General features: G+C 36.0%; 24 protein-coding genes. 5 read left to right on the top strand and 19 right to left on the bottom strand.

Features of this window, described 5'->3' with window-relative positions; all coding sequences use genetic code 11:
• Window positions 1-31: 31 nt before the first annotated feature.
• From COL05_RS03110 to panE, 5 genes are all read right to left on the bottom strand, one after another.
• Window positions 32-2,182: a penicillin-binding protein gene (locus COL05_RS03110; RefSeq protein WP_098667519.1), complete on the bottom strand. Its 2,151-nt coding sequence runs from the start codon at window positions 2,180-2,182 to the stop codon at window positions 32-34.
• Window positions 2,183-2,203: 21 nt separating this feature from the next.
• Complete coding sequence (ftsL, locus tag COL05_RS03105) at window positions 2,204-2,566, bottom strand: cell division protein FtsL (protein ID WP_000067082.1); 363 nt, start codon at window positions 2,564-2,566, stop codon at window positions 2,204-2,206.
• 15 nt (window positions 2,567-2,581) lie between these two features.
• On the bottom strand, window positions 2,582-3,514 hold the full coding sequence (gene rsmH / locus COL05_RS03100; RefSeq protein WP_098667518.1) for a 16S rRNA (cytosine(1402)-N(4))-methyltransferase RsmH: 933 nt from the start codon (window positions 3,512-3,514) through the stop codon (window positions 2,582-2,584).
• A 368-nt stretch (window positions 3,515-3,882) separates the two neighbouring features.
• Complete coding sequence (gene bshC / locus COL05_RS03095; protein ID WP_098667517.1) at window positions 3,883-5,499, bottom strand: bacillithiol biosynthesis cysteine-adding enzyme BshC; 1,617 nt, start codon at window positions 5,497-5,499, stop codon at window positions 3,883-3,885.
• A gap of 79 nt (window positions 5,500-5,578) precedes the next feature.
• Window positions 5,579-6,469: a 2-dehydropantoate 2-reductase gene (panE, locus tag COL05_RS03090; protein WP_098667516.1), complete on the bottom strand. Its 891-nt coding sequence runs from the start codon at window positions 6,467-6,469 to the stop codon at window positions 5,579-5,581.
• Window positions 6,470-6,765: 296 nt separating this feature from the next.
• Here panE and COL05_RS03085 point away from each other — a divergent pair, with 296 nt between their 5' ends.
• Window positions 6,766-7,239 carry an N-acetyltransferase gene (locus tag COL05_RS03085; RefSeq protein WP_098667515.1) on the top strand — a complete coding sequence of 158 codons (474 nt, stop codon included), beginning with the start codon at window positions 6,766-6,768 and terminating at the stop codon, window positions 7,237-7,239.
• Window positions 7,240-7,273: 34 nt separating this feature from the next.
• On the opposite strand, the gene COL05_RS03080 is transcribed toward COL05_RS03085, so the two are convergent.
• The 3 genes from COL05_RS03080 to COL05_RS03070 form a co-directional block, all read right to left on the bottom strand.
• Window positions 7,274-7,780 (bottom strand): RsfA family transcriptional regulator, encoded by a 507-nt coding sequence (locus tag COL05_RS03080; protein WP_098667514.1) that lies wholly within the window; start codon window positions 7,778-7,780, stop codon window positions 7,274-7,276.
• Between the two features lie 127 nt (window positions 7,781-7,907).
• The gene (gene rpmF, locus COL05_RS03075) at window positions 7,908-8,081 is read right to left on the bottom strand and encodes a 50S ribosomal protein L32 (protein ID WP_001984764.1); all 174 of its coding nucleotides are present in this window, start codon (window positions 8,079-8,081) and stop codon (window positions 7,908-7,910) included.
• 61 nt (window positions 8,082-8,142) lie between these two features.
• Window positions 8,143-8,643: a YceD family protein gene (locus COL05_RS03070; protein ID WP_098667513.1), complete on the bottom strand. Its 501-nt coding sequence runs from the start codon at window positions 8,641-8,643 to the stop codon at window positions 8,143-8,145.
• Between the two features lie 153 nt (window positions 8,644-8,796).
• Here COL05_RS03070 and COL05_RS03065 point away from each other — a divergent pair, with 153 nt between their 5' ends.
• Window positions 8,797-10,038 carry a nucleotidyltransferase gene (locus COL05_RS03065; RefSeq protein WP_180233419.1) on the top strand — a complete coding sequence of 414 codons (1,242 nt, stop codon included), beginning with the start codon at window positions 8,797-8,799 and terminating at the stop codon, window positions 10,036-10,038.
• 27 nt (window positions 10,039-10,065) lie between these two features.
• Here the strand turns inward: COL05_RS03065 and COL05_RS03060 are convergent, their stop codons facing one another.
• Together COL05_RS03060 and COL05_RS03055 are read right to left on the bottom strand one after the other, a co-directional pair.
• Window positions 10,066-11,088: a SepM family pheromone-processing serine protease gene (locus COL05_RS03060; protein ID WP_098667511.1), complete on the bottom strand. Its 1,023-nt coding sequence runs from the start codon at window positions 11,086-11,088 to the stop codon at window positions 10,066-10,068.
• A complete protein-coding gene (locus COL05_RS03055) occupies window positions 11,081-11,872 on the bottom strand; it encodes a patatin-like phospholipase family protein (RefSeq protein WP_098667510.1) in 792 nt (263 codons plus the stop codon). The genes COL05_RS03060 and COL05_RS03055 overlap by 8 nt, the downstream gene beginning before the upstream one ends.
• 113 nt (window positions 11,873-11,985) lie before the next feature.
• On the opposite strand from COL05_RS03055, the gene ylbJ reads away from it, so the two are divergent.
• Complete coding sequence (gene ylbJ, locus COL05_RS03050; protein WP_098667509.1) at window positions 11,986-13,215, top strand: sporulation integral membrane protein YlbJ; 1,230 nt, start codon at window positions 11,986-11,988, stop codon at window positions 13,213-13,215.
• On the opposite strand, the gene coaD is transcribed toward ylbJ, so the two are convergent.
• A complete protein-coding gene (gene coaD, locus COL05_RS03045) occupies window positions 13,207-13,698 on the bottom strand; it encodes a pantetheine-phosphate adenylyltransferase (RefSeq protein ID WP_000200598.1) in 492 nt (163 codons plus the stop codon). The two genes, ylbJ and coaD, sit on opposite strands and share 9 nt — an antisense overlap.
• Entirely contained in the window at window positions 13,695-14,261 is a 567-nt protein-coding gene (gene rsmD, locus COL05_RS03040) for a 16S rRNA (guanine(966)-N(2))-methyltransferase RsmD (protein WP_098667508.1), read from the bottom strand. Before rsmD ends, coaD begins: the two co-directional genes overlap by 4 nt.
• A gap of 503 nt (window positions 14,262-14,764) precedes the next feature.
• Between rsmD and COL05_RS03035 the strand changes: the two genes are divergently transcribed.
• Window positions 14,765-15,154 (top strand): DUF7147 family protein, encoded by a 390-nt coding sequence (locus tag COL05_RS03035; protein ID WP_000616011.1) that lies wholly within the window; start codon window positions 14,765-14,767, stop codon window positions 15,152-15,154.
• 55 nt (window positions 15,155-15,209) lie between these two features.
• On the opposite strand, the gene COL05_RS03030 is transcribed toward COL05_RS03035, so the two are convergent.
• The 6 genes from COL05_RS03030 to COL05_RS03005 all read right to left on the bottom strand — a co-directional run bounded on the left by COL05_RS03030 (window position 15,210) and on the right by COL05_RS03005 (window position 18,745).
• On the bottom strand, window positions 15,210-15,476 hold the full coding sequence (locus COL05_RS03030; protein ID WP_002080814.1) for a YlbG family protein: 267 nt from the start codon (window positions 15,474-15,476) through the stop codon (window positions 15,210-15,212).
• 126 nt (window positions 15,477-15,602) lie between these two features.
• Window positions 15,603-16,052: a YlbF/YmcA family competence regulator gene (locus COL05_RS03025; protein ID WP_098667507.1), complete on the bottom strand. Its 450-nt coding sequence runs from the start codon at window positions 16,050-16,052 to the stop codon at window positions 15,603-15,605.
• A gap of 116 nt (window positions 16,053-16,168) precedes the next feature.
• The gene (locus COL05_RS03020) at window positions 16,169-16,741 is read right to left on the bottom strand and encodes a histidine phosphatase family protein (protein ID WP_142337328.1); all 573 of its coding nucleotides are present in this window, start codon (window positions 16,739-16,741) and stop codon (window positions 16,169-16,171) included.
• Between the two features lie 82 nt (window positions 16,742-16,823).
• Window positions 16,824-17,069: a YlbE-like family protein gene (locus COL05_RS03015; protein ID WP_001200991.1), complete on the bottom strand. Its 246-nt coding sequence runs from the start codon at window positions 17,067-17,069 to the stop codon at window positions 16,824-16,826.
• Window positions 17,070-17,080: 11 nt separating this feature from the next.
• The gene (locus tag COL05_RS03010; RefSeq protein ID WP_098667505.1) at window positions 17,081-17,524 is read right to left on the bottom strand and encodes a YlbD family protein; all 444 of its coding nucleotides are present in this window, start codon (window positions 17,522-17,524) and stop codon (window positions 17,081-17,083) included.
• A 186-nt stretch (window positions 17,525-17,710) separates the two neighbouring features.
• Window positions 17,711-18,745: a CAP domain-containing protein gene (locus COL05_RS03005; RefSeq protein ID WP_098667504.1), complete on the bottom strand. Its 1,035-nt coding sequence runs from the start codon at window positions 18,743-18,745 to the stop codon at window positions 17,711-17,713.
• A 206-nt stretch (window positions 18,746-18,951) separates the two neighbouring features.
• Here COL05_RS03005 and COL05_RS03000 point away from each other — a divergent pair, with 206 nt between their 5' ends.
• A complete protein-coding gene (locus COL05_RS03000) occupies window positions 18,952-19,317 on the top strand; it encodes a YugN family protein (protein WP_098667503.1) in 366 nt (121 codons plus the stop codon).
• 46 nt (window positions 19,318-19,363) lie between these two features.
• Here COL05_RS03000 and COL05_RS02995 read toward each other — a convergent pair whose 3' ends face one another.
• Entirely contained in the window at window positions 19,364-20,362 is a 999-nt protein-coding gene (locus tag COL05_RS02995; protein WP_000535791.1) for a formamidase, read from the bottom strand.
• Between the last annotated feature and the right edge of the window lie 174 nt (window positions 20,363-20,536).

Genomic DNA, 20,536 nt, shown 5'->3' with positions numbered 1-20,536 from the left:
TTATTTAATTAGAACTTCTTCTCTTTTACCATTACGGCTTTTCTGCTTCTTGTTGTGGTTCAAGTGGCGGTACAAGTGTTACACCTAACTCTGTACCAGGTTGCAACAATGTTCCTTCTGGTACACTTTGTTCGGTTACGTATCCTGTACCAGTAGGTTTTAGATTAAGCTTTAATGTTTTTGCTAAATTCATAACATCACGAAGTGCCCAGCCTTGTATATTCGGCATTGTAGGTTGATCTCCCACTAAGAACACTCGATCACCCTTCAATGTTTGTTCAGTCGCTTTCGGTACTTGTTGCTGCACTTTCCCTTCACCTAATACGATTGGACGAAGTTTTGCTTTATCAATAGCTTTTTTCGCTTCTTCCATCGTTTTTCCGGTTACATCTGGAACAGCAGTTTGCTGCTCTTTCACATATTTCTTCGGATCTTTCACTTCATTAGGTTTAATCTTTAAATACTCTAAACTATTCTTCGTTACATATTTAAAAATATCAGCTAAAGGTTGTGCGCCACTCTCATCATCTTTCAACTTCGGTTTTTTAACTGCTACATATACAACAAGTTGTGGGTCATCCATAGGTGCCATACCTAAGAACGAGAATATGTAATTCTCTCTTCCTGTCATATAGCCACCTTTTCCATCCGGAATTTGCGCTGTTCCTGTTTTACCACCAACTGAATATCCATCGACTTTATAAGCAGTTCCTGTTCCTTTCGGCGATGTAACAACGCGTTCTAATAACTGTCTTACTTGCGCTGCTGTCTCTTTTGTAACAGGTTTGCCCACTTCTTCTGGCTTATGTTCTAATTTTACTTCCCCTGTTATCGGATCTACAATTTTATCAATTGTATAAGGTTTCATCATTTTCCCATCGTTCGCAATAGCCGTTGCAGCTTGCACAAGCTGAATTGGCGTTACAGTAGAACCTTGTCCAAAAGCTGTTGTTACTTGCTGTATTTGCTGATCGAATACAATGGTATTTGAACCTTCATCAGGTAAATCAATATTCGTTTTTTCATCTAATCCGAAAGCATGGATATATTTTCGGAAACGGTCTGGACCAAGTTTTTGATCACCTAAAATAGCAAACGCTACGTTGGAAGAGCGCTCTACCCCTTCATCAAATGTGATAGATCCCCATCCAGCACCGCCATTATGATCTTTTATTTTGCGGTTCCCGACTTGATATGTACCAGACTGATAATAATCTTGTCCCTTATACACACCTTCATTAATAGCTGCTGCTAGCGTGAAAATTTTCATTGTTGATCCAGGTTCAAATGCATTTGCAATTGCGTCATTGAAGAAATATTGAATTTGACGATCATTCGGATCATAACTAGGTTTACTAGACATCGCTAATATTTTCCCTGTTTTTGGATCTGCAACAATCCCTATTAAACTTTCTGGGTCGTAATGTTTACTTGCAGATTTCATCGCATCTTCTAAATAACTTTGAATACGTTGATCTATCGTTAAATACGTGTTATCTCCGTTTTTAGGTGCCTCTACGTTCACTTTTCCACCGTCAAGAGACACACCTTTACGATCGCCTGTATAAGCTACTTTTCCGTTAGAAGCACTCAAGTACTTATCTAAACTTTTTTCTAAACCAAATTGTCCTACCGAAGTTCCTGCTTCATTCGGTTTAGCATGCCCTATAACATAAGACGCAAAATCGCCGTTCGGATACACTCTTGCATTTTCAGTAATAAAAGATATGCCTGGCAATTTCAATGCTTCGATTTGTTCCTTCTGTTCCTTCGTCAAATCTTTACCTAGCGTTCCAAATTCGACTTGACTTTTATCTTTTTTATTTAATGTAGCTAAAATCTTCTCTTCATCTTTTCCGAGCACTCCCGCAATTTTCTTTGCAGTATCCTCTTTATTCTCAACCTGATTCGCACCTTTTAATTCCGCTACAAGCTTATAAGAGTTTGCATCTTGCGCTAATACATGGCCGTTTTGATCATAAATCGTCCCGCGGTTTGCTTCAAGAACTCCGGTTTTACTATGCTTTTGCTGAGCGAGTTTATCCAAATCTTGATTATGCACTGTTCCTGTTGCTTGTATGTAAAAAAATCGGGCTAATAACAGCAAAAAGAGCAGGAGGAAGAAAATCATAAAATACCCTGCTCCCTTATTGGTATGAAATTTAGTCATAGTTCTTTTCATTTTCCCTTCACACCTATTGCCTTATTTGAGGCCTTTCACATTATTCGCATTAATTTCTAGCCCGTGTTTTTTTGCAACTTCAGAGATGCGTTCATAACGACTTAACTTCTCTACTTCAGCCTGTAATTCTTGATTTTCTTTTTGCTGCTGTACAATTTTTTGTTCTATCGTCGCAGCTTCTACATTAACTTGATAAAGGCCTGCTTTATTTCCAATAAACGCTACACAGGCATACAATAAAAAGCCAATAAACGCTACATACAACAGTTTTTCGATTCTTGTAATCTTCGCTTTAGCTTTTGGCTGAACCATCTGCTGTGGGGGCGTTTGAATCTGAACCTCTTCTTGCGCTTGTTGTTTGTACTTTACAGCTAAGTTACTCATACCTCTCTCCCCTTTTTATCGTTTTTCAGCGATTCTCAATTTCGCAGAACGCGCTCGATTATTTTCTTCTAACTCTATATCAGAAGGTAAAATCGGTTTTCTCGTAATAAGCTTTAATTTCGGCTTAAATTCATCAGGAATAATTGGTAACCCTGGCGGCAATTGTGGCGTTGTACTATTTCGCTTAAACGTCGTTTTACAAATACGGTCTTCTAAAGAATGGAACGTTATAACACTAACTCTTCCGCCTGGCTTGACCATCTCAATTGCAGATTCCAACGCTTCTTCAAATACTTTCAATTCATCATTTACCGCAATACGGATTGCTTGGAACACTCGCTTCGCAGGATGTCCACCCGTTCTACGAGCAGGAGCTGGAATACCCTCTTTAATTAGTTCTACTAACTCTCCTGTCGTTTCAATTGCTTTATTCTCACGATATGCTTCAATTTTCCTTGCTATTTGTTTTGAAAACTTCTCTTCACCATACTGGAAGAAAATTCTTACAAGTTGTTCATATGACCAGCTATTTACAACATCATATGCTGTTAATGAGGCATCTTGATCCATTCGCATATCTAACGGTGCATCATGATGATAACTAAAGCCACGCTCTGGTGTATCTAATTGCGGAGATGAAACACCTAAATCAAATAGAATACCGTCTACTTCTGTTATACCTAATTCCTGTAGTTTTTCAGATAAATATCGGAAATTACTCTTTACTGTTATGAATTGCTCACCGTATGAAGAGAATTTTTCTTTCGCATTTTGAATTGCTATCTCATCTTGATCAAACGCGATTAATCTTCCGCCTTCAGTTAATTGGGATAATAAATAAGAACTATGTCCTCCTCCCCCCAGTGTACAATCTACATATGTACCATCTGGCTTTATATCTAAGCCGTCTACTGTTTCCTTCAAAAGCACTGTTACGTGTTTAAACATTGTTGCACCTACTCTTTTTCCAATTAATTATGTTGAATGTATCTCTCCTTCTAAACGCATGTTTCACGATTAGAAAACGAAATACTGTGAAAGAACGACTCATTTAACTTGCCTACAACGGCAGCATACTATACAAATCGCTATTTTCTTTTATTATATACTAAATTTTATCATCTTTTGCGGGAATTTAAATAAAAAACTGTCGAAAAAGATAATAATACGTTTACATTTTGTGCTATTTTGTCATATATTTAAGTATCCTGCATAATTGCAATATCCACTGTTTTTAAATTAATAATTCAGAAAAATTTCACTTCACAGTAAATTCAACGAGATAAAAATAAAATCCTGCTCCTAAGAGCAAGATTCTATAGTTTTATAACGTGATGTTTTCCATTCCAAGAAAACGGCTTTTCCATTACACGATCAATGAAATCTAAACCGTACTGATTTAAATAGTAACATATATTCCACACACGCTCTTGCGGCGCTCCTGATGGACGGAGTGCAAATTGTATACGACGGAATTTGTTTAGTTGCACTTCATGTTTTTTCTCAACATTTCTTTTCAACATTCTTTCCAACAGTTCGATTTGTTCATTAATTTTGAATTCATTTTTCCCTGCAAACGCACTTAACCCTGGATCTATTTTCTTCACAAACTGTTGTAATGACGTATGAATATTAATTATTTCTTTTTTCGCCTCTACAAATCGGTCATCTATCGGTTCCTCTATTTGATTAGATAACCAGTCATCACGCAACTTATCTACGTTATTTAAAAACGGATCACTCTCTTGCAATTGTAAATCATGCAAATCTGTCGCTATATCCCTCTCGATATAAGTAATTGTAATACGCGGAACGACAGGCGGCATTCGGAAACCGATAGTATGGAAAACTTGTTGTAATTCACTCCAGTAAGCTAATTCTCCCGGGCCTCCAATAAACGCCAACGTAGGAAATACATACTCTTGCATAAGAGGACGCGTTACAACATTATTACTAAAGCGCTCCGGGCTTCTTTCCATCTCTTCAATCAATTCTTCATATGAAAAGGAATACGCTCCATCCTTCCCAACAAACCTTCCTTGATCGTCTTCAAGCAACACTCGCTCATTATCAATTTCCATGAATATATGTATTGCATTAGACTTTGTTTCAATAATTGGTTTATATCCTAATTTTTTAATTACTTCCTGTTGGTTATGAAGTCCCTCTTGTACGTCTTTATACTTACCTACAATTTGTTTAAAAAACGACACTTCTAATTTTCTTAATTCAGGATGATGCGAATCGACAAGAATTAAACCAGAATTCACGAACATTTTCATAATAAGATGACCAAAGAAATCTACATACGTATTCGATTTCCTCAAAGAATCATCAATAAATCGAATTACATCCTTTGTGAAATTCGTTTCAGGGTATGTTTTGAAAATTTCTTCAATCCACTTTCTACAGTCTTCCAAAGAAAGCTCAGACTCTGAAGCACTCGCCTTTTTCGGATTACGATCATGAAAAATAGTCTTTTTTATTTTTTTATTCTTCGTTACGAAAGTATGATTAATTTCATCCATATCATGATCTTCACCAGCAATCCAGAAAACAGGAACAACTTTAACACCTAAACTTTCTTCCTTTTCCTTCGCAAGCTGTAAAACTGAAATAATTTTATGAATCGTATAAAGTGGCCCTGTTAATAACCCAGCTTGTTGTCCAGCTATTACAACATATGTATTTTCATCTCCAAGCGCTTTTACATTTTGAATTGTAGCTTCTCCCGCTTGTAATTTTGTATTATATTCTAATAAATGCGCTACTAAATCTTGGCGGAAAAACTCCCTCTCACGCAAATCTTGTACACGCTGTTTAAAAGCATCTTCTGTTAACATATAATCAAAACACGACTGTATCTCTTTTTTACCGTTCATATAGTCCGCTACAACACCTTGTTGCGGAACAGAGATTTCTTTTATCTCCATATAATTCTTCCTTTCGTATCCTGTTCTCTCACCAATCCACATTGTAGTCAATGTTTCACGTAAAAGCAAAGAATTACACTTATGCTTTTACTTCCAACCCTTTTATTGCATCAAACAAAAATTGGAGTGTCGGAACAGATTTTCGCTGTTTCCTAGCTTCTTCTAATACATATCCAACAATCGCACCAATTTCCGTTTGTCTATTCGCTCTTACATCTGCCAGCATAGATGATGTATTATGAGACGTTCTTTCACATACTTGACGTACCATTTCCCATACTATTTCTTTTTCTTCTTTAACAAGAAAAACGACTTCGTGAAATACTTGCTCCATCATCTGATAAAAAAACGGGTTCGTAATCAAATCTCCGTTCTTGACTTGTAATAACGCCGTTAATGGATTGATACATACATTTACTACTAATTTTTTGTGCATAACATCCTTCCAATCATCTTCTATTTGAATCGGAAAATGAGGAAAAGGAAAGCAATTAAACATTTTTTCAAAATGTTTAGACCGGCCTTGCACAATTCCAAACTTTGTTACACCTATCCCAGTATGATAAACGGTATGACTTTCTTCTTTTTTCGCACCATGCTCTACAATTCCAACTGCAATATTTTCATTCTCTATTTTCTGCATAGCATGAAGATGTGACATTCCATTTTGCAAAAAGATTAATGAGGATTCCCCTCGTACAAAAGGTAGTATGTCAGTTATATGATATTGCTTAACAGCAATAAATATATAGTCTAGCTGTCGATCTAGCATACTTTCTATGGGTAAAACAGGTGGGAATACCGTTTCGCGTCTCCCCTCCCTAATACAAGTTACACCCGTTATATTCAATTCGCCAGCCTGGCTAGCTGTCCTTGTAAACAACGTAACATCTTGATTACTTTTTTGTAAATAAAATGCATATAATAGACCGATAGCTCCTGGTCCCACAACTCCAATTTTCATTTTCACACAAGGAACTCATATGAACACGATACATAAGTCCCTTTTTCCCCTCCCTTTTTATCCCACAATCACCCGATTGGTAAGGACTCATAATTAACTAAAGAGGAACAAACGCCACCTCTTCTTCCAATATGTATATACTACTTATTAATATGCTCCTACTCTTAGTTTAGCAAATCCCCAAAAAAAATAATAAAAGAAATATACTATCATCTTCATAAAAATAAAAAAATGAGTTATAATATTATTATAAATATTTTTACTTTTCTGCATTCAACGAGACAAAAAAAGGATGTGATGTTATGGGATTCCCAAAAGTTGAGCGCTTGCTCATCAATTATAAAACATTAGACGAGTTTAAAAAATTTAAAGGTTGCGGAGCTCAAGAACTCTCCATGTTAGAAGAATTACAAGCAAATATTATTGAAAACGATAGCGAATCTCCATTCTACGGTATTTATTATGGCGGATCACTCATTGCACGTATGAGTCTATACATGAAAAGGGACGGCGGAGAACCATTCGAAATTACAGGTACTTACCTAGAACTCTATAAACTTGAAGTATTACCAACTTTCCAAAAACAAGGATTCGGAGAAATGCTTGTAAATTATGCGAAGGGGCTTCAATTCCCAATTAAAACGATTGCACGTATCCATTCAGCTGGTTTTTGGGATAAATTAAATTTCCAACCTATATCAGTACCTGATGGTGATTTTTATGTTTGGAACCCAGAGACAAATTTGAATGCGGTTACAAACGAAGAGTCTGCATAAGAAATAAAAAAACAGCTACATAGCAGCTGTTTTTTTATTTCTTTAACTTTTCTAATTTCCCATTCGAACGAGCACTATTTCTTTCTGCTACCATTACACTTCTTTTTTGATCGATATAATCAAGCAGTGTTCTATATTCTTCCTCATATACTGATAATCGCTCCAACAGGCTCTCTTTCTCTGTTTGTAACGATTCAATTTGCTGTTGCAACATCATTAAAGAGTTCTCATCTTTATAATTTTGCAAGAAATTAATAACATCATTCAATGTAATTGACGCAGGCTCTAGCACCTTCGTCTCTTTCACTTCATAATTTTCCACTTTACGCAGTTGCTTTGCTTCTTCAATACGTTCTTTGTATTGCTTTCTAACGTAAGAATTCCATCTAAATCCACATGCTGCTGGTGTACGAGATAAATGCCTTCCCACTTCTTTAAAGGCAGATAATTGCGTTCCACCTTCTCGAATATGCCGGAGTACTACTTCTGCCAGAAGCAAATCTTCATCATCAGTCCAAGCATCTTGTCTTGTTGTCGCCATCTCTCTAGTCCTCCCTATGCATTTTTTATTAAACATATGCAGTTACTAGAAAAGATAGAATACATCAAATGAAGAATAAGACAAAAAAATAAACGTAGAAGATATCTTCTACGTTTATTTCCCGCAATTACTTGCTGATTACTTCTTTACCTTTGTAAGTACCGCATGCTTTACATACACGGTGAGCTAATTTCGCTTCACCACAGCTTGGGCACTCTACCATACCAGGTACTGATAATTTGAAATGCGTACGACGCTTTCTTTTTACTGTTTTAGAAGTTCTTCTAAAAGGTACAGCCATTCTTCCCACCTCCTTAAAAGAAATAGTTATTTTCATATGAAGGCCTGAACCAGTCTTCCGATTATTTGTCAAAAAACTTTGCAAGTCCTGCCAATCTTGGATCAACAGGCTTTTCTTTGTCTTCTTCCGAAATCACTTGCCAGTCTTGACCTTGCGTCGGTGCTCCACCAGAAACATCATCACTGAAAATTTGCATTGGAATCTCCAAAAGTATATTTTCCTTGATTACGGGCAGTAAGTCAAGTACTTCTCCTTCTAAACAATGAATTTCAGCGTCAGTTTCAAATTCTTCTTGTGAAGTTTGGAACACCTCAGTTGTTTTAATGTCAAATGGTAATGTCACATCTACTAAAGAGCGAGAACATGGTAAAACCATGCTTCCAGTTATATGTAGATGGAACGTAAACTTACCGGAGCCAAAATCAACTCTTCCTGTTACGTGAACAGGATTAATTTCACGAATATCTTTCTCGACCTCTTTTAGCTCACTTACATCTACCATCTCATCCAATGTCAATCCTTTATTTCTCAATTTATTCAATTGATGGATGGACCATTTCATATCATATCACCTCAAGGCAACAAACAAAATTATAGCTAGCCATTTTATATTTGTCAATGTTTTTTCTTTACACTATAATGAAGTCATCATAGTAAATAATATATAGAGTATCACGTTTTTCAAAAAGATGCTACATCGAAAGGAGAGATTACCATAAAAGCCAGTGGTATTGTCGTTGAATATAACCCTTTTCATAACGGTCATGATTATCATGTGCAACAAACAAAAAAGTTAACACACACTGATATAACAATCGCTGTTATGAGTGGCCCTTTTTTACAACGTGGTGAGCCGGCACTCGTATCCAAATGGTATCGCACCAAAATGGCCTTAGCATGCGGTGTAGACCTCGTTGTAGAGCTTCCTTATGCCTTCTCAACACAAAAGGCTGAAACCTTTGCAAATGGCGCTATTTCTATTTTAAACGCCCTACACGTTTCTGAAATTTGTTTCGGTAGTGAAGATGGACAAATCAAAAATTTTTATAACACGATCTCTGTGCAAAAAAATGAAGAAGAGACTTATAATCGTCTTGTAAAGCAATTCATGAACGCAGGTAATAGTTACGCAAAAGCTACATCTGAAGCTTTCCGCCACATTTTACCTTCCGAAAAAAACATAGACATGTCACAACCAAATAACATTTTAGGCTTCCAGTACATGAAAGCAATTCTGTCGCAAAATAGTTCTATGCAAGCACAAACGATAAAAAGATTCGCATCTCATTATCATGATGAAACTTTTAACGACCAACATATTGCAAGCGCAACAAGTATTCGTAAACAACTTTTTAGCGAAAATAGTTCCTTTACAGAAATTGAGCCTTTTATCCCCGAAGCGACTGCTTCTCTTTTAGCAAATTATAAACAAAACTACGGGATATTACATAATTGGGAACAATATTTTTCATTTTTCAAATACAAACTTATGACGATGTCTCCAGACGACTTACGACATATATATGAAATTGAAGAAGGTTTAGAGCATCGTATTTTATCAAAAATACAAAGCAGTTCCTCCTTCCATTCATTCATGGAAGCATTAAAAACGAAGCGTTATACGTGGACTAGACTGCAAAGAGCTTGTACACACATTTTAACAAATACAACAAAAGAAGAAATACATAGCGCAAATATAGAACAGCATGCACCGTACATTCGTCTACTAGGCATGTCACAAAAAGGACAAACTTACCTTTCAAAAAACAAGAAAAAAATAGAGCTTCCAATCCTTACCCATACAAAAACATTTGATCACCCTACTTTACACATTGAGCGAAAAGCCAATTCTGTATATTTCTCCATTATGCAAGAACCGTTACGAACACAACTACTAAAACAAGATGCAACATATCATCCAATTCGGTATGATGAAACAACTGCAAAATTCCTATAAGAAAACCTCTCTTTTTCAGAGAGGTTTTTATTTTTTACCCATTTTTTCCAAATACATTAATGCATCATCCAGCGTATCAACTGGTACAACTTTCATTTTCGTTTTAATATCTTTCGCAGCCTCAAGTGCATCTTTATAATTCGATTTCTCCGCACCTTTTTCATTTGGTGCAAAGAACACTTCAGCACCCGCATCACTCGCAGCGACCACTTTTTGCTGAATACCACCAATCGGACCAATTTCTCCCTTTTCATTAATCGTACCTGTTCCAGCTATTTCATGCCCTCTTGTTAGATCCTCTTCCACCAGTTGATTATATATTTCTAATGTAAACATTAAACCTGCCGATGGCCCGCCTATTTCATGAGAGTCAATTTTCACTTTCGGATCAACCACTAATTCTCTTTCCGTAACGATAGAAACACCTATACCAACACGACCATTTCCATTCGGAATAGTCTTTACATTTAAATTTTCTTGTAGCTGTTTTCCATTCCTCTTATATTCAATATTTACTGTATCTCCTTCTTTTTTCCCTGTCATATATTCAATAAATTGCTCCGTCTTTTCAAATGTTTTTCCATCGACTGCTATAATAATATCGCCAAGTTTAAGCTTCCCTTCTGACGGCATCCCTTTCGCTACACCGGCAACCAATACACCTTTATTTTCAAAAGAAACAGTACGATTTGCACGTTTATACGCATTATAAATCGCTGCATTTTGCGAGTCTTTCATCGCATAATTTTGACGAAATTGATATTCTTCATCACTTTCACCTTTTTGCAATATTTCTTCCGCTTTCGAAATATGTGTATATTTATTAAACTGTGCCGCTATTAAATTGACCACATTTGCCGGTCCCATCGAAACCGTAACAAGCATAAAATCACCAGATTCTTTCGTTCCCCCCTCAACTTGAACGTAAGGCTCTAATTTTGCAGCCATTCCTGGTTTTGTTACATAATACGGTAAACGTACGTAAACAAGTAACATCGCCAATATAACCCCTATTAAAATTGCATACATAAACCGAAAACGTTTAAACATTATGTTTCTCCTTCCACTGCTCAATTAATAAATGAATATTTGCAACATGTTTTCCCGCTTCTACCTCTCCTACTCGAATAATATCTTCAATGTTCGTAAAGGCACGAGAACTAAATTGTTCCACAGCTGGGCGCATCATTAAATCAGATGCAATTTGCCGATTCATCACAAGCTCATGTTGCATAATTTCAATACTTTGCATAATTACATCATAAATAGACGTAACTTCTCCATTTACTTTAATCGGGGATACATCAACAGCTATGACAATATCGGCACCTAACTCTTTCACAACCGATACCGGGATGCGATCAATTACTCCGCCATCTACCAATAACCTTCCATCTATTTTCTCTGGTACAAACACTCCAGGTACAGATATGCTAGCTCTCACCGCCTCCGCAACAGGACCACTTGTAAAAACTACTTTTTCCCCCTTCAAGATGTCAGTAGCCACAACAGCCGTCGGGATATCTAACTCTTCTAATTTTTTATTATATGTAAACATTTTAATCATATCTTTGACACGTTTTCCAGCAATAAACCCCATTTTCGGAACCGTAAAATCTAAATAATATTTCCTCTTAAAAACATTTGCCAGTTTATACAGTCTTTCAATGTTTGAACTAGCTGCATAAAATGTACCTACTAAAGCCCCCATACTACTTCCTGCAATCATATGAATCGGTATATCATTTTCCTTTAAAACTTTTATAACACCAATATGAGCAAAACCTTTTGCGCCCCCAGATCCAAGAGCTAAGCCAATTTTCGGTTCTTTCATTTTTCTCACCCTTTAATTTTTTTCATTCCTTTTTCATACTTATGGTCTAAATTCACTACGTATCCACGTATACTGAAATGAACGTTTTTTGGGACAAAGGGGGATTTACTTACATGTATGAAAAATGGAAAACGGCTTTCCTTACCATATCAACACTGTTTTTAACCTTTTCTCTTGTACTCCACCCCCAAGCTGCTCTGCAAGCTTCCATTCGAGGGTTAAATATATGGTGGGAAGTTGTATTCCCTTCACTTTTACCTTTTTTCATCATTGCCGAACTTCTCATTAGTATTGGTGTTGTAAAATTTATAGGTGTTATATTAGAACCACTCATGCGACCACTTTTCCGCGTACCAGGGATAGGCGGATTTGTTTGGGCAATGGGAATGGCTTCAGGATTCCCCGCTGGCGCCAAATTAAGCGCTAGACTGCGTAAAAGCAATCAACTAACACAAATTGAAGCAGAGCGCCTCGTATCTTTTACAAACTCATCCAATCCACTTTTTATTTTTGGAGCTGTTTCTATCGGTTTTTTCAATAATCCGAAATTAGGAATTGTATTAGCTGCTGCACATTATGTAAGTAACTTTGCCGTCGGGTTACTGATGCGTTTTTACGGTCATAACAACATTTCCATGCACGATAAACATACTACTAAAAAACGCCCTTTTCAAAACCCATTTTCAATCCTACACGAGACACGTATGCAAGAAAAAAGACCAATAGGAAAATTACTTGGGGACGCTATCGTTTCTTCTATTCAAACGTTACTTATGATTGGTGGATTTATTATTTTATTCTCTGTTTTAAATAAAATGATTACTGTATTTCATATTACAGCAGCTCTCTCTTTTATTATGCAACATATTTTATCATTCTTCCAACTAACTACTGAATTTAGTATTCCGATATTATCTGGCATTTTTGAAATGACACTCGGCAGCCAAATGATTAGTCAAATAAATGAAACACCCCTCCTGCAGCAAGCGATGGTAACAAGCTTTATTTTAGCATTTAGCGGCCTTTCTATTCAGGCGCAAGTTGCTAGCATATTAGCTGAAACAGACATACGATTTAAACCCTATTTTTTCGCACGAATTATCCAAAGTATCCTTGCTCCTATTTTCACCTTTATATTTTGGAAACCATTCTATGAAAAAGTAAGCTCTTTTTCACCTATGCAAAAAGATACCCCCGTCTTTTTATCGAATCATTCTTCTATACTGCATGAAATTTGGACATCTTTTGTACAATACGGACCAATATTTACATTATTTTGTTTATATTTATATGTCATCTTATTATTTTTTCGGAGCAATAAAGAAAAACCCCGTTCACTTTAACGGGGTTTGAAACTTTTCTTTTAAAGCACGTTCTACAACAGGAGGCACGAGGTCTACTACACTTCCTCCATATCTCGCGACTTCTTTCACAATGCTCGAGCTTAAAAATGAATATTGGTTATTTGTCATAATAAAAAAGGTTTCAATGTTTTCATCTAATTTTCGATTCATAGAAGTAATTTGCATCTCATATTCAAAATCAGAAACCGCTCGTAACCCACGTAAAATCGCGTTCGCATTACGCATTTTCGCATACTCGACTAGTAGTCCACTATGTGAATCTACTTTTACATTCGGGATATCCTTTGTTGCTTCTCGGATTAAATCTAAGCGCTCTTCAACTGAAAAGAAAGGTTTTTTTGACGAGTTGTTTAAAACTACTACGTATACCTCGTCAAATACTTTTGCTCCCCTTTTAATAATATCCAGATGCCCAAGGGTAATTGGATCAAAACTTCCCGAAGAAATAGCTATACTTGTCATTCCGTCCCCTCACCTTCATACTTATAGATCGATATCGCTGTAATGCCGTAATTTTCAGCTCGTACTTTTACAAGTCTCCCTATTGACTCGGGTAAAACTACATCATTACCATGCTCTGCCATAATTAAACCATCGTTATGTAGCAATCCATGTTGATCCATTACACTGATTAAAGATATAATTTTTTGATCTTTATATGGAGGATCAATTAGTATAAGATCGAATGACATTTCACGTTTTATAAGCGCTTTTATCGCACGTTCTGCATCATTTCGATATACTTCAGCTTGTTCCTGTATTCTACAACTTTCTAAATTTTGATGGATTACCTTTATCGCTTTATTGTCGCGATCCACAAAAATCGCTTTATCAATCCCTCTACTTATAGCTTCGATTCCAAGACCACCGCTACCACCAAATAAATCAAGCGCGATACCACCATCAAAATAAGGGCCTATCATATTAAAAATTGATTCCTTTACTTTATCTGTCGTTGGACGTGTTGTATTACCTGGCACCGCTTTAAGCGGGTGTCCTTTACATTTTCCTGAAACTACTCTCATCTGTTGTCACTACCTTTATTTCAATCTATGGAGCAATTATTGAAAATCTTTCTCCACTCGGTAACCGCTACCAAACTATACGATTCCATTCATCTTTCAACGAACACTAGAAGAACTTAACTTAAAATAATCGCTCTGTATTTTTATGTATTCATCTCACCATTCGCTAACACGAACCATTCGTTTCACTTTACCTTTTTTATCCTATCATAAAATAAAAAAAAGAAAAATAAAAAGCCCAACATAAAATTTAATTTCATAATGTATATCTTCATTTAGATTGGACATAAATAATTATAACAACATCACCTTCGATGTTGTTGCCAACCGCGGAGAAGACTTACGTTTCCCCATAAGTTCTTCCTCCGGTTTCTCCTCTCCCTTTTCCTTCTTACTAGTACATGCTAGTATAAGAAGGGCCCTGCTTTGCAGGGTTTTTTTTCGTTGTCTACTTTTCATTTAAAAATTGAGATGGTACAGTAAAAGAAAGAGGAGGAAAAAATATGATTCAACGCTTTATAGAACTCGGAGAAGGCTACTCTGATTTATATGAATTACTTGAAATTGCCAAAGCAAATCAAGAACGTATAACACATATGTTACAATTTGAAACGATTAAAAACGAAAAAAAAGTGTGCTCACTTGTTGTAATATTAAAACCAACTACTACTGGTGATTTCCAACCATTATACATATGTCGCGAAGGCATTCCTGTACTTGAAAATAAAAAAAGTAAACGCGTCATCTTATTTGAAGAAACAGCAGAACAACTTGGAAAAAAAGTAACTACCTTTACGGTAAAACCATCCACAACTTTCCCAGAAAAAGAACTATTTTTCAATCATTTAATTGGTATTTTACGAATGAATAATTTCATTCCTCCAATGAAATAAAGTGTTATTGGAGGAATAAAAAATCCCCTGCTAAAATTAGCAGGGGATTTTTCTATTAGCTATAATCGTATTCTTTTGCCCGATCAGGACGTGAATTTTCAAATTCCGTTTTTAAATACGGGCGGTACGACTGTTCTATCTTTTTCACAAAAGGAAGTTTGTTCAACTTTTGCATCATATGCTCAATTTGTTCCATATCACAATATACTACTGCATATTTTAAACGTTTTGATATGTAATGTATGTTACCATATTTCCTTAAAATCTTGGCATGTTTCAATGAATGTAAATAAACAATCATACTTTGTCGTTGCCCGAACATAGTCTTCTCCATCTTCTCCTTTTAAAAACATATATTTTATATTTTATGAAAACCAATCAGAAATTTATGACATTACAGGACAAACTCTGTATACGTTTTCTTCTATCTTCTAAAAAACGGGGTGATTTACCCCGTTTTACAGCCGCAACCTCCACCGGTACCACAACCTCCACCACAGCCACCAGCATCGAAAAATGGATTTCCTGTTGGAACTTTGATGGAAGAGGACACCTCAGAACCGATTGCTACACTAACTTCATCTAACAGCTTTTGCAAAGCCGTTTCTACTCGTTTAAAAGCTGCAATCTTATCATGTAGGTCTACAGAACGCTTTAACTCCCTCATTTTCGTCGAAACGGAAGTATAGTCAGGATGGTATTTACCGAAACGTTGTACTTCCTCATATCGTTCTTTCATCGCTGTAAATTGTTGAATCAACGTCTGAACTTCCATATCTTCATGCAATTCTTTATAACACTTACGATAATCTTCTGCTATATCTGAACAGATAATCGCTTTTGCAAGCTGCTCTGCCTTATCTAATATTAATACGCTTTCCAGCGTCGCTACAATCATGAGTGACACCTCCGAGTATTCATCATACCACATTTAGAATAGAACTACTAATTGAAGTGTCTCACTAAACAGAAAGATATCATTCTAACTATTTTTTATATAATGTCCACAAAAATTTATACATTAATATGTTCTGCAATATTATATTTAAGAACATCCCATTTCCCACTATTTTCGTTCACATAACTAATACATGCATTTTTTAACGGTGTCTTAAATGAAATATCTTCCGGAGCAATTGCATGTAAAATTGCTTTTATCGCATGTGAATGGGCTACAATGATAATACGTTTACCAGAATGAGTTTCTGCAACATCTTTTACAGCAGCAAAACAACGAGCTACAATCTCTTCATCTTGCTCCATACCTTCTACTTCCCCCGCTGCAATTAATTCCCTAACAGTCGCAACCGGTTTCCCAGAAGCTTCACCAAAATTACGTTCAACAAATCGCTCATCTAATAAAATTGATTGTAATCCAGTTGCCCCTGCAATTTCTTTAGCTGTTTCTTGCGCTCTAATTAGTGGGCTACTTATAATTACATCCCATGCCTCCGCTTGCAAAGCAGCTGCACTTTGACTCGCTTGCTTCTTCCCCACTTCATTCAGCGGAATATCTTCACGTCCCTGAATAATCTCTTGAAAATTCCAATCAGTTTGTCCATGTCGTACTAAACAAATTTCCGTCATGCTCATGCTGCAACTCCTTTTTAAATAATCCGCTTCTATTGTATCAAAAGTTCTGCATGACGGACATAGTTTTCCCTTCCAATTATGTTGTATTTTGCTGCTTCATATACTGAAACATATCAATCATAATGGAGGCAACTGCCAATTGATTTTGGAATTTCTCAACTTTATCTGGTATCGTTTTTTTGAAATGTTGCATAGCCGCTAACTCAAACGCCTCTTTTTCTTCAGGGTTTCGCGTTAGCTTTCTATACCAGTACGGTTGCTCTCTAATATAGCGAGATAAATCCTCATCTGCCTTTATAAACTCCATAATTTCTGCTCTCATCCGCTTTCCCCCTAATCTTTCTGAAAGAAAAATGGATTATTTTCGGAAGTACTCTCTTCTTGCTGCGTGCGTTTTCCTTGAAATTGTTGAAAAACTTGTTGCACACTACCAATAGCACTCGTCACATTGGCTAAATGATGTTGCATTTGTTCCACATCCAGCTTCTTAAAGAAAGAAAGCATTTGTCCCATTACATCAGCAGTTTTTTCTTCTTCAGTTCGAGTGTCTTTTCCTTTTTCTGTTTTCTTTTCTTTTACCGAAGAAAAAGCAGGTGCTCCATCCGGTCTAAAAGTTGCCCATATCGGATCTTCTTCACCAAGTAAGTACCATTCTTCATAAAACTGCTGCCAAGTTTTATGACCACTTCTAACTTCATGAACCATTTTAGGGTGATGGTTTACAAACTCTTTAAACTGTTGAACCGATGGATGTAACGGTCCTTTTGTTGTCGGCATAATCCTCACCTCTTCATGTATATCTACTATATAATAAGAAAAAAAAGGCGCATGGTTCGCCTATTTTTAGACGATTCATGCACCTTTTTCCCCTACTATTTGCATAGGTTCAGATTCCTATCTATAATTCATTGAAAATGAAGTAAACATCTAGGAAGTGTTCCATCCACAACTTACAGGTTCACTTTATTTCCGAATAAAATTTTGTGTATAAAACTTATCGTATACGCCAACACCTAATCCTGTAAATTGTTCATTCAATAAATTCTTTCGATGTCCTTCACTATTTAACCAACCTTGCAACGCCGCAATTCCGTCACTATGTTGCGCCGCTATATTCTCACCAGCAAGTTGAAATCCTACTTTCCCACGCTGCAAACGATCTCCTAACGTACCTAATGTAGGTGAATCATGTGAAAAGTAATTATTATCCTTCATATCTTTACTATGACCGATAGCCACATCTGCCGTTTGTTGATCCCATGTTAACAACGGCAACTCATGACGACTTCGAATAATATTTGTTAAATCAAAAATTTGTTGCATATTCCCATTCTCTATTTGTTTCATTTTATCTGGAGTCAATGGTTGTTCAGCTAGTAATTCACCTGAATAAACAAGCTGATAAGGCCTTTGGCGTAACAACGTTTCGTCATTCATATAACGAACGCCAACAAGCTCATGTGTAAAATGATCAAAATATAATTGCGCCCAGCCATCTTCTACAGGTATTAATGGTTGTTCCATCACTTCGGTATCAGATAACTCAAATTGATAACTATTCTTTCCTCTTTTTAACGAAATCTCATGAGAGAGTGGATTCTTTTTATACACATCTTCATACTTTTCATTTATATAATAAGGTGGCACCTTAACCTCTTCACCAGCAACATACGCCGTTACAACTTTACGTTCAGCAACCCCAAATTGAACATACTGAGCTAAATCTTGATTGTATACCCACCATTCATACCCGTAAGCAGATGGCTCTATTCGAGAAGGTTCTCCCCATTTTGCTAATAAATTTTCAGAGTCCCCGCCAATCATATTTAAAACTGTATCGGAAGAGTTTTCATTTACTTGCTTTTTCTTTTTCACAATTTTATTTTCTTGCTTTGATTGAGATGGGGTTAATATATATTGTGAAACGAGTAATTTCCCGTATAAATCAACAGCTAAAATTAAAAATGTAATCATTACGATACGCAATAATTTCTTCAATCGATATACCTCCTGCATAAAACATAAAATTGAGATATACACAAATCCTTTTCTTTCCTTTTTTGTGTGTACCGTACTCTTTTCACTATATCATATTTTCGCAAAAAAAGTCTGGATTATCCCTTTTCTCCCAATATGAATTGCACTTTCTTATTATTCATACTATTATAAAAATAATGATGTAACATTAAAAAAGGAGGTATTATATGCAATTTACAAATACGAAATTTAATGGGGCAGTCGTTGATTTAACACTATTAACAGAGATTATGGAGAAAAACCATTTTGTACTTGCTGGACAGTGGGACTACGAAAGAGTTACATACGATTATAAATTCGAAATATTAAACGATGTTTATTATTTACGCGTACAAGGTTTAGCTGTTGAAGGTGACATTGGTAGTAGACATGCTGAAATAAAACTACTTCCTCCCTTATTAGGTAAACATTATTATCCTCACGGCGTTGAATATGGTGAGGGTGAAACTTTCCCAACGAATGTACTTCAAAAAAGCGAACAACTCCTACAAAATGTCGAAAAAGAGTTAAAAGAATTCCAAATCATTGATTAAATAGAACAAGCGCATCATATTGATGCGCTTGTTCTATTTATCTTACTTAAGAATGAATCGTCTTTTTGACTGGATACCCATAAATAGTTCCATCCTTTACTTTAATCTCATCTTCCCAAGGAACCTTATATTTACCTTCAGCTAAATCTTTTACAAACGTATACGGGTTTTCTTTCACCCCACCAGGAGTCGCTACATATCCCCTTGAACCTAAATTATATATATTATTTTCGAGGCCCCATCCTAATCTAGCTTGATCTGCTAACTCTGGATATACTTCAGCAGTAACAATCTCCCAAGGATTTCGGTGTCCCTGCACTAAAGTAGTCCCATCAAAATTACATACTTGTCCTTCACCAAAATAATAAAATACACCATCATAACCCGCTAAGTTCACCGACAATGTATACATTAAATTTTGCCATGCATTCGAACGATTAGTTAACATCCATTGTTCACTAACTTGTGTGCTATATCCAGAAATACGAATCAAGACATTTGCACCTTTATAAGCTGCTTCACGAGCTACTTCAGGAAACATACCATCATGACAAATACAAACAGCTAATTTACTTCCTCCAGGTCCATCACAAACAGGTAAACCTAAATCTCCAGCTTTCCAAGGTTCAACTGGCACCCAAGGATTTAGCTTACGATACTTCAAAATCATTTCACCTTGTGGATCAATAATTATTGCTGTATTATACGGTTCTCCACCATCAGGATTTCTTTCCATTATAGAAAAAACACCATATACCTCAGACTCTTTACATGCCTCAGCAAACAAGTCTGTTTCTGGCCCAGGGACTGTACATAAAAACTCTTCTGTAGTCCATTTTTTTGTATTAAGCCCTTGCGTACTATATTCTGGAAATACTATCAATTCCAATCCAGGATACCCTGCTTTAGTTGAATGAATTGTTTTTATGATCTGTTTAATTTGTTTATCAATGTCTGCACGTGACTCTACTACCGGTACTGGATATTGTATTAATGCTGTTAAAAAACCACTAATTGGCTTTACCATACTTCCACTACTACCCATTTAAATTCCCCCTTAAAATAGTCCTTGTTTATTAAAGATAACAATATAAATTTATAACTCTCTAAAAAACTTGTACTACACATGGAATTATTATGTATTAAAGCTAGTAGTAAATCTTATATCCACTTTTAGTACATGCCTAAACTAACTTAACATAAATAATTAGAAAATTCA

It is taken from the genome of Bacillus sp. AFS059628 (assembly GCF_002571225.1).
Taxonomy (GTDB): domain Bacteria; phylum Bacillota; class Bacilli; order Bacillales; family Bacillaceae_G; genus Bacillus_A.
Note: the sequence above shows the minus strand (reverse complement) of the source record. Positions and strands in the feature narration are given on the sequence as shown.

What these genes read in the sequence shown, in the direction of transcription:
- COL05_RS03110 (WP_098667519.1), bottom strand. Translation starts at nt 2,182, where the DNA reads ATGAAAAGAACTATGACTAAATTTCATACCAATAAGGGAGCAGGGTAT.
- ftsL (WP_000067082.1), bottom strand. Translation starts at nt 2,566, where the DNA reads ATGAGTAACTTAGCTGTAAAGTACAAACAACAAGCGCAAGAAGAGGTT.
- rsmH (WP_098667518.1), bottom strand. Translation starts at nt 3,514, where the DNA reads ATGTTTAAACACGTAACAGTGCTTTTGAAGGAAACAGTAGACGGCTTA.
- bshC (WP_098667517.1), bottom strand. Translation starts at nt 5,499, where the DNA reads ATGGAGATAAAAGAAATCTCTGTTCCGCAACAAGGTGTTGTAGCGGAC.
- COL05_RS03085 (WP_098667515.1), top strand. Translation starts at nt 6,766, where the DNA reads ATGGGATTCCCAAAAGTTGAGCGCTTGCTCATCAATTATAAAACATTA.
- COL05_RS03080 (WP_098667514.1), bottom strand. Translation starts at nt 7,780, where the DNA reads ATGGCGACAACAAGACAAGATGCTTGGACTGATGATGAAGATTTGCTT.
- rpmF (WP_001984764.1), bottom strand. Translation starts at nt 8,081, where the DNA reads ATGGCTGTACCTTTTAGAAGAACTTCTAAAACAGTAAAAAGAAAGCGT.
- COL05_RS03070 (WP_098667513.1), bottom strand. Translation starts at nt 8,643, where the DNA reads ATGAAATGGTCCATCCATCAATTGAATAAATTGAGAAATAAAGGATTG.
- COL05_RS03060 (WP_098667511.1), bottom strand. Translation starts at nt 11,088, where the DNA reads ATGTTTAAACGTTTTCGGTTTATGTATGCAATTTTAATAGGGGTTATA.
- COL05_RS03055 (WP_098667510.1), bottom strand. Translation starts at nt 11,872, where the DNA reads ATGAAAGAACCGAAAATTGGCTTAGCTCTTGGATCTGGGGGCGCAAAA.
- ylbJ (WP_098667509.1), top strand. Translation starts at nt 11,986, where the DNA reads ATGTATGAAAAATGGAAAACGGCTTTCCTTACCATATCAACACTGTTT.
- coaD (WP_000200598.1), bottom strand. Translation starts at nt 13,698, where the DNA reads ATGACAAGTATAGCTATTTCTTCGGGAAGTTTTGATCCAATTACCCTT.
- rsmD (WP_098667508.1), bottom strand. Translation starts at nt 14,261, where the DNA reads ATGAGAGTAGTTTCAGGAAAATGTAAAGGACACCCGCTTAAAGCGGTG.
- COL05_RS03035 (WP_000616011.1), top strand. Translation starts at nt 14,765, where the DNA reads ATGATTCAACGCTTTATAGAACTCGGAGAAGGCTACTCTGATTTATAT.
- COL05_RS03030 (WP_002080814.1), bottom strand. Translation starts at nt 15,476, where the DNA reads ATGTTCGGGCAACGACAAAGTATGATTGTTTATTTACATTCATTGAAA.
- COL05_RS03025 (WP_098667507.1), bottom strand. Translation starts at nt 16,052, where the DNA reads ATGATTGTAGCGACGCTGGAAAGCGTATTAATATTAGATAAGGCAGAG.
- COL05_RS03020 (WP_142337328.1), bottom strand. Translation starts at nt 16,741, where the DNA reads ATGACGGAAATTTGTTTAGTACGACATGGACAAACTGATTGGAATTTT.
- COL05_RS03015 (WP_001200991.1), bottom strand. Translation starts at nt 17,069, where the DNA reads ATGAGAGCAGAAATTATGGAGTTTATAAAGGCAGATGAGGATTTATCT.
- COL05_RS03010 (WP_098667505.1), bottom strand. Translation starts at nt 17,524, where the DNA reads ATGCCGACAACAAAAGGACCGTTACATCCATCGGTTCAACAGTTTAAA.
- COL05_RS03000 (WP_098667503.1), top strand. Translation starts at nt 18,952, where the DNA reads ATGCAATTTACAAATACGAAATTTAATGGGGCAGTCGTTGATTTAACA.
- COL05_RS02995 (WP_000535791.1), bottom strand. Translation starts at nt 20,362, where the DNA reads ATGGGTAGTAGTGGAAGTATGGTAAAGCCAATTAGTGGTTTTTTAACA.